At 62.5% G+C, this 6,000-nt stretch carries 9 protein-coding genes; 5 read left to right on the top strand and 4 right to left on the bottom strand.

Going from position 1 to position 6,000, the window contains the following annotated elements:
- On the bottom strand, window positions 1-234 hold a 234-nt coding region (locus BUE42_RS33915), incomplete at its 3' end, for a hypothetical protein (RefSeq protein ID WP_235002584.1).
- A 263-nt stretch (window positions 235-497) separates the two neighbouring features.
- On the opposite strand from BUE42_RS33915, the gene BUE42_RS24675 reads away from it, so the two are divergent.
- Complete coding sequence (locus BUE42_RS24675) at window positions 498-1,169, top strand: haloacid dehalogenase type II (RefSeq protein WP_073467943.1); 672 nt, start codon at window positions 498-500, stop codon at window positions 1,167-1,169.
- Here BUE42_RS24675 and BUE42_RS24670 read toward each other — a convergent pair.
- Window positions 1,153-2,133 carry a hypothetical protein gene (locus BUE42_RS24670; protein ID WP_073467942.1) on the bottom strand — a complete coding sequence of 327 codons (981 nt, stop codon included), beginning with the start codon at window positions 2,131-2,133 and terminating at the stop codon, window positions 1,153-1,155. The genes BUE42_RS24675 and BUE42_RS24670 overlap by 17 nt on opposite strands.
- Before the next feature lie 51 nt (window positions 2,134-2,184).
- A complete protein-coding gene (locus BUE42_RS24665; protein ID WP_073467950.1) occupies window positions 2,185-2,442 on the bottom strand; it encodes a BufA2 family periplasmic bufferin-type metallophore in 258 nt (85 codons plus the stop codon).
- Between the two features lie 147 nt (window positions 2,443-2,589).
- On the opposite strand from BUE42_RS24665, the gene BUE42_RS32575 reads away from it, so the two are divergent.
- The 4 genes from BUE42_RS32575 to BUE42_RS24650 all read left to right on the top strand — a co-directional run bounded on the left by BUE42_RS32575 (window position 2,590) and on the right by BUE42_RS24650 (window position 4,683).
- On the top strand, window positions 2,590-2,847 hold the full coding sequence (locus tag BUE42_RS32575; RefSeq protein ID WP_143171733.1) for a hypothetical protein: 258 nt from the start codon (window positions 2,590-2,592) through the stop codon (window positions 2,845-2,847).
- 3 nt (window positions 2,848-2,850) lie between these two features.
- Complete coding sequence (locus tag BUE42_RS24660) at window positions 2,851-3,111, top strand: DUF5985 family protein (RefSeq protein WP_143171732.1); 261 nt, start codon at window positions 2,851-2,853, stop codon at window positions 3,109-3,111.
- 10 nt (window positions 3,112-3,121) lie between these two features.
- Window positions 3,122-3,382 carry a DUF5985 family protein gene (locus BUE42_RS24655; RefSeq protein WP_073467941.1) on the top strand — a complete coding sequence of 87 codons (261 nt, stop codon included), beginning with the start codon at window positions 3,122-3,124 and terminating at the stop codon, window positions 3,380-3,382.
- A gap of 62 nt (window positions 3,383-3,444) precedes the next feature.
- Window positions 3,445-4,683: a cation:proton antiporter gene (locus BUE42_RS24650; RefSeq protein ID WP_073467940.1), complete on the top strand. Its 1,239-nt coding sequence runs from the start codon at window positions 3,445-3,447 to the stop codon at window positions 4,681-4,683.
- 268 nt (window positions 4,684-4,951) lie between these two features.
- Here the strand turns inward: BUE42_RS24650 and BUE42_RS24645 are convergent, their stop codons facing one another.
- A complete protein-coding gene (locus BUE42_RS24645) occupies window positions 4,952-5,461 on the bottom strand; it encodes a glutamate-cysteine ligase family protein (RefSeq protein WP_073467939.1) in 510 nt (169 codons plus the stop codon).
- Window positions 5,462-6,000 lie beyond the last annotated feature (539 nt).

Genomic DNA, 6,000 nt, shown 5'->3' with positions numbered 1-6,000 from the left:
GATCTCGATCTCGAAAAAGTGCAGGAAGCGTTCATCTCGGCTGACAACGTAGCCGTCAGGAATCAATCTCTGCTCGCGGACCATAGCGACGAAATCGCGCGGGAACCCTTCTCGCCTCGAAGGCAGCGTTAGAGCCAGAAGCGTGGCGTCCTTCCAGCGCCCAGACCTCACCTGCGGATACTCTGCCTGAAGCCAGGCGAAGACATCCTCTGAAGTGATCTCGTTCTGTCTCAATTCCCGCTCCAATCCCGCACATGACGCTGCAACCTGCGCCGACGCTAGCTTGGCGATTCCGACCCGAGGCACCACCACCCCATTTTCGCCTACGCGAAAATACGCTGAACTCCCCGACAATCCGCGCCAAACCTAGCGGTGCGGGTGCCGAGGGCTGGTGGATGGGTTGAAGCGCGGAAGATGCGTGCACCGTTTGGCCAAAGAGAGCTGGCGCTCGCAGTGCACGACATGGCGGCAGAATTGCGTCTGCCTGAGGAGTGTTCATGAACGACATCCGTGCCATCGCGTTCGATCTCTATGGAACGCTCTGTGACGTGCATTCGGTGGCCGATACGTGTGAAGGCTTCTATCCCGGACGCGGTCGCGAGATCAGCTTGCTCTGGCGACAAAAGCAGCTGGAGTACACGTGGCTGCGCAGCCTGATGGGTCAGTACACGAGCTTCGAGAATGCGACCGAAGACAGTCTGGTCTACACCGCCCATCACCTTGGCCTGGCGTTGGACAATGACCGTCGCGCCGAACTGTGCGAGGCCTATTTTCGGTTGCGTGCGTTTCCCGAAGTGCCGGCTGCCCTGCATGCACTCAACGATCTTGGGCTGCCGCTGGCCATTGTTTCAAACGGGTCGGGACGCTCGATCGAAGCTGTGGTGCGGCATGCAGGCATTCATGACCCGTTCGCCCATTTGATCAGCGTCGAGGTGGCGCAGGTTTTCAAGCCGGACCCGCGCGTGTATGAGCTGGGCGAGCGTGCGCTGGCCGTGCCGAGGCCTTCCATCCTCTTCGTGTCGTCCAACGCATGGGATGTGACCGGCGCAGGCCACTATGGCTTCTCAACATGCTGGGTCAAGAGGGGCGCCGGCACCTTTGAAGAACTGGGGCAACGGCCCGGCCTGGTGGTGCAGGGGCTCGATCAGCTGGTCAGCGCACTGAAGTGATGGCGCGTCGCACGCTTGCGAGCGGCGCTGAGTCGTCCAGCTCGACGGCCTTTCCGGGCGCCCCGTGGACGCCCAGCTGTGCCATCAGGCCGGCGAGGTCGACGTCCATGGCGGTCGGTGCCATCTTTCGATAGAGGTTCATCAGCACAGGGCGTCCCGTGGCGCCGTCGCCGATCGCCAGCGTCTGTTCGATGGTCCAGAACGCGACGTTGCCCCGACTGTTGTCGCGGATGGCGCGCAGCGCCGTCTGGAGTCCATGGCGCCCCTCTGTTTCGCGTCGCAACTCCACATCGGCGAGCAAGCAGAAGAGGGCCCCGCCCCAGTAGGTGCGAGCCCACGTGTGTGTGTTGTCGAGCCCGTTGTCGCCCGGCGCTGGGAGTCCTTTGGGCAGGTCGGCAAACACGTCTTGCCACATCCGAGTGGCACTCAACTGCCCCGCCTGAACGCGGGCTATCGGCTCCACATAAGTCGCTGAGCCTTCCTCGATCCAGACGTGCTGTCTCCTGAGGCTCGGGAAGCCAAGGTGAACGAACTCATGCGTCAGCACCCAGTCGTCCCGCAGGTCACTTGGCTGGGACTCTATTCCGACGTCGACTTTGACGGCAGACGAATCGAATCCGTAGCTCACGCCACCGCGCACCCCGGAGCCAGGCACCGCGCGAATCAGCAGGCCGGCCCGATCCACAGGGAATCTCCCGAAATAGGCTGAAACGGCAGTGACTGCGCGAAGGACCCACTGGTGCACGTTCGCAACCCACTCCGGGCCCGCACCCTGGGCATTCAGCACAAGCATCAGCTTGCCTCCCGGGACGTTCAGCGACTCGCCCCGTCCTTGGCGAAGCGCCTCGTAGACCAGCTCAGGGCTCAGAGACTGCCCCAGCATGGCAGCCGGAGCGCCGATCAGCGTACCGGCCGCTCCGAGTGCTCGCAGGGTGGCTCGCCTGTCCCACAGTCGAGTGGTCATTCGATTGCCCTTTGCCGGAACCGCCATGCACGCGCGATCGGACCGACGGGCTTACTTCAGGACCGTGCCCCCGGCGCTCATGCACTCGGCGGCCGTCTTCTTGCCGACCCAGCCCTGACCCTTGCAGCTGTTGTGACCCTTGCATTCGCTCTTGGCCGTCTTGCATTCCGATGTGCCTTTGCAGCTGTTGACGCCAGCGCATTTGACTCCGCCGTCGTCGGCAGCGTAGACGCTGGTTGCCACGGTGCCCATCGAGAACAGGGCGGCGGCGGTGGTCGCGAGGGCAAGACCGGATTTCAGGTTCAGCATGTTCATCTCCTGGGATGGGTTGAGAGGTTCAATCGCAAACCCGGCGGCGGATGCCTCCTGCGTTTGCCGGCCTTGGTCGCTGGGCTCGCGCGAACCTTACAGAGGTCCTCAGAGCATCCGGTTGGAGTACATCGGACAAACATTCAGGTGGCCTTTTCGCCCGACGCCGTCTCACACAGAACAAGCCGTGATCTCAGAAGAGGCGCCGCCGGCATTCTGATCAGCAATACCGATGTGTCTCCCAAGTATCGGTTTCAGCCACGCGACGAGAGCCTGCATGCGGCACTGCGAGATCTCGCTGCGGCCTACCCTTCCGACGTGATCGCCATCTCCAATCTGATTCACGATGCGGCGACAAGGAATGCTCATCGGTTCGCCGATGCCTTCAGGTTGCGAAAGGACTGATGCGTGGAGAAACTGATCTACGGGTTGTGCGCGATGACCTCCTGCTTGTGCGCAGTACTTCTGCTCAGGGCCTACTTCCGCAGCCGATTCCGTCTGCTGATGTGGAGCGGTGTCTGTTTCGTCGGGCTCACTGCGAACAACATCCTGCTGGTGCTCGACAGAGTGTTTTTCACCTCGGTGGACCTGTCGACGCTGCGCCTGGCGGTTGCCTTTAGCGCGTTGATCCTGCTGCTGTGCAGCCTGATCATGGAAAGCGGAGAGTGAGGCCCTCGTCATGAATCAACTGCTGCTCGGCGGCATCGCGGTAACCTCCTTTGCCATCGGTACCTTCTTTCTGCGCTATTGGCGCAGCAGTGGGGATTCGTTCTTCCTGTTCCTGATGTTGTCGTTCTGGCTGGAAGCCGGCAACCGGATCCACATGGGCATCACCTCTGCATGGAGCGAAGATCGTCCGGTGCACTACCTCGTGAGGCTTTTGTCGTACGGACTCATCCTCGTGGCGGTTTGGCGCAAGAACCGAGGGCGAAAGCCGTGACGCCGATACCTTGATGTAGCCTCCAAGGTATTTCGCGCTCACTGCTTCTTGCACCTTGATCAATGCTTGAGATTGCCTCTGCTTGCCTGGTTCTGACCGCCTTGCTGGCCTACCTGAACCATCGGTTCATCGGGCTGCCCATCACCATCGGCGTGATGATGGCCGCGCTCCTCATGTCACTGGCACTGGTTGGCCTGGACGCCTTGGGCATCGGTCACGACTTGCGGGTGTACGAGGAATCTCTGCTTCGCTCGATCGATTTCTCGAACGTGCTCATGCAGGGCATGCTGTCCCTGCTCCTGTTCGCTGGCGCACTGCACGTGGACTTGGCTGAGTTGCGGGCGTACCGCTGGCAGGTGGGCATGCTGGCGGTACTCGGGACGTTGCTGTCAACGCTGGCCGTCGGGTTCGGTGCCTGGGTGGCGCTGCCGTGGGTCGGGCTGGACCTCCCCTTGATCTACTGTCTGCTGTTCGGTGCGCTGATTTCGCCGACCGATCCTATTGCCGTGATGGGAATCCTGAAGACGGCCGGTGCACCGAAGAACCTTGAATTGGTGATCGCGGGCGAGTCTCTGTTCAACGACGGCGTTGGCGTCGTCATCTTCTCACTGTTGCTGGGCATGCTTGTCAGTGGCAGCTCGCCGACTGCCGCGCAGGGTTTGACGCTGTTGCTGCGAGAGGCGGGCGGGGGCATCGTCTTCGGCCTGGTGCTCGGCTACGTCACGTTTCGCCTGCTGCGAAGTGTCGACAACTATCAGGTGGAGGTGTTGCTGACGCTGGCGGCCGTCACCGGCGGATACGCCGTGGCCAGCCGGCTGCACGTCTCGGGGCCGCTCGCCATGGTGGTGGTCGGCCTGATGATCGGCAATGGCGGGCGGGCGCTCGCCATGTCGGACACCACTCGCCACTATGTCGATCTTTTCTGGGAGCTGATCGACGAGATCCTCAACGCCGTGCTTTTCGTGCTGATGGGCATGGAGGTGCTGCTGATCAGTTTCTCGGCCAGCATCTTCACCGCCGCGGCGGTGGCCGTCGTCGTCACGCTGCTGGCGCGGGCTTTGACGGTGGGCCTTCCCGTAGCTGCACTCCCCGGAGTATTCAAACTTCCGAAGGGTTCCGGGTGGGTCCTCACGTGGGGTGGCCTGCGCGGCGGCATCTCTGTTGCGCTGGCCTTGTCATTGCCGGCAGGACCGCATCGAGACACCATCCTGGCCCTGACCTATTGCGTGGTGGTGTTTTCGATCCTGGGGCAAGGCCTGTCGATCGGGCAGGTTGTGCGTCGGCGTGTCACCGGGGCGTGACCCCGCGTCTACGGCCGACAACGGCCAGCGATTGCTTCAATCGTTTGCTGCGTCACGAAAGCGCGAGATCGCGGCGTCAACCATGCCTTCCGAGCTGCCGCGGCTCTCGTACTGCCGACGCAAGTAGCTGGCATCGCTCCCACCGGAGCAGACCCGTCTGACGTGATCCAGCGCAACGGAGATGCCCTGGCCCGGCCGGGCCGCCAAGCGATCGATGGGGTCAGGATGTCATCTCGAAGTGGTATCGATTCATAGGTCTTCGGATGGACTACGAGGCCGTCCAGCCCGAATCGGCAGGCCTGGAAGCGGTTGTAGTTGTAGACGAGGTAGTCGTTCTCCGCGGGATCTGGTTCCGCGTGTTCGAGAAGCATGGCGCAGAGGCACTGCAGGTAGCCAGCCAACGCTGCGGCGCGCTCGACATGCGCGCGAAATAGCCGTGGGCGAAGTCGTCCCAGCTCAGCGTGAAGGGCGCTCTCCCGCTGAGCGGGAAGGCAAAGACAGAGTTCAGCCTTGCGGAGTTGAACAGCGTGTCCTTGCGCTGAACGAACGGCGACGATGCGGCCAGGGCGATGAAGTGCGGCACATAGCGGTTCAGGGAATGCAGCAGGAACATCGCGTCGTCGCCCGATGCGCAGCCGACGTGGATGTGTTGCCCAAAGATCGTGAACTGCTTCGCCAGGTAGCCGTACAGGACGGAGACTTCCTTGAACCGCGGCTTCGAGAAGATATGCGCATCCTTCTCCTGCTCCCGGAAATCGACGCGGACGCCGCTGCGCATGCCGATCGGCGCATATCCGCAACCCTGCGACGGGATCTAGGCGTTTTCCCAGGAGTGACGGCAAGCGTGGGCGTGGCCTGGTTCGCTGTGGCGGACCGTCCAATTGTCGAGATGCTGCATGCAGCGGACGGTTTGATGTACCTGGCCAAGCAGGCTGGAAAGGACGCATTGTGGCTCGAAGTATTCCGCGAGGGCGCCGACGCCGACGAGGCCGCAGGGCGCTCAGGATTGGGCAATCCGAGGCAACGCACTCATCCGGTTTAAGGCGGCTGCTCAGAGCTCGATGGCTTGAGATTGAGAGTGCGCGTATCTTGAGCCGACCGACCGCAGCAGACTGGTTGCGGTCGGTCAGGGACGGCGGCTGAACGACAGCTCTGACCGAGAGGAGACCTTCGTCGCACCTCGCGGCGAGTCCTCCGCAACGCGCCGGATCGGTCGTTCAGCAACGCGCGAGCGGATGGGGCTGCCATGGCGGCGCTGACCTGGTCGAATGGCTGCTGTCGCGAGCCGCGAAGCGGAGCTATCGACCCGGAGCCGAC

This window comes from Rhizobacter sp. OV335 (genome assembly GCF_900142965.1).
Lineage (GTDB): Bacteria > Pseudomonadota > Gammaproteobacteria > Burkholderiales > Burkholderiaceae_C > Rhizobacter.
The sequence above is the reverse complement of the archived record's forward strand: the minus strand, read 5'-3'. Positions and strand labels throughout refer to the sequence as shown.

Excerpts from the sequence above, each read along its gene's own strand:
- BUE42_RS24645 (WP_073467939.1), bottom strand. The coding sequence starts at position 5,461 with ATGCGCAGCGGCGTCCGCGTCGATTTCCGGGAGCAGGAGAAGGATGCG.
- BUE42_RS24670 (WP_073467942.1), bottom strand. The coding sequence starts at position 2,133 with ATGACCACTCGACTGTGGGACAGGCGAGCCACCCTGCGAGCACTCGGA.
- BUE42_RS24650 (WP_073467940.1), top strand. The coding sequence starts at position 3,445 with ATGCTTGAGATTGCCTCTGCTTGCCTGGTTCTGACCGCCTTGCTGGCC.
- BUE42_RS24655 (WP_073467941.1), top strand. The coding sequence starts at position 3,122 with ATGAATCAACTGCTGCTCGGCGGCATCGCGGTAACCTCCTTTGCCATC.
- BUE42_RS24675 (WP_073467943.1), top strand. The coding sequence starts at position 498 with ATGAACGACATCCGTGCCATCGCGTTCGATCTCTATGGAACGCTCTGT.
- BUE42_RS24665 (WP_073467950.1), bottom strand. The coding sequence starts at position 2,442 with ATGCTGAACCTGAAATCCGGTCTTGCCCTCGCGACCACCGCCGCCGCC.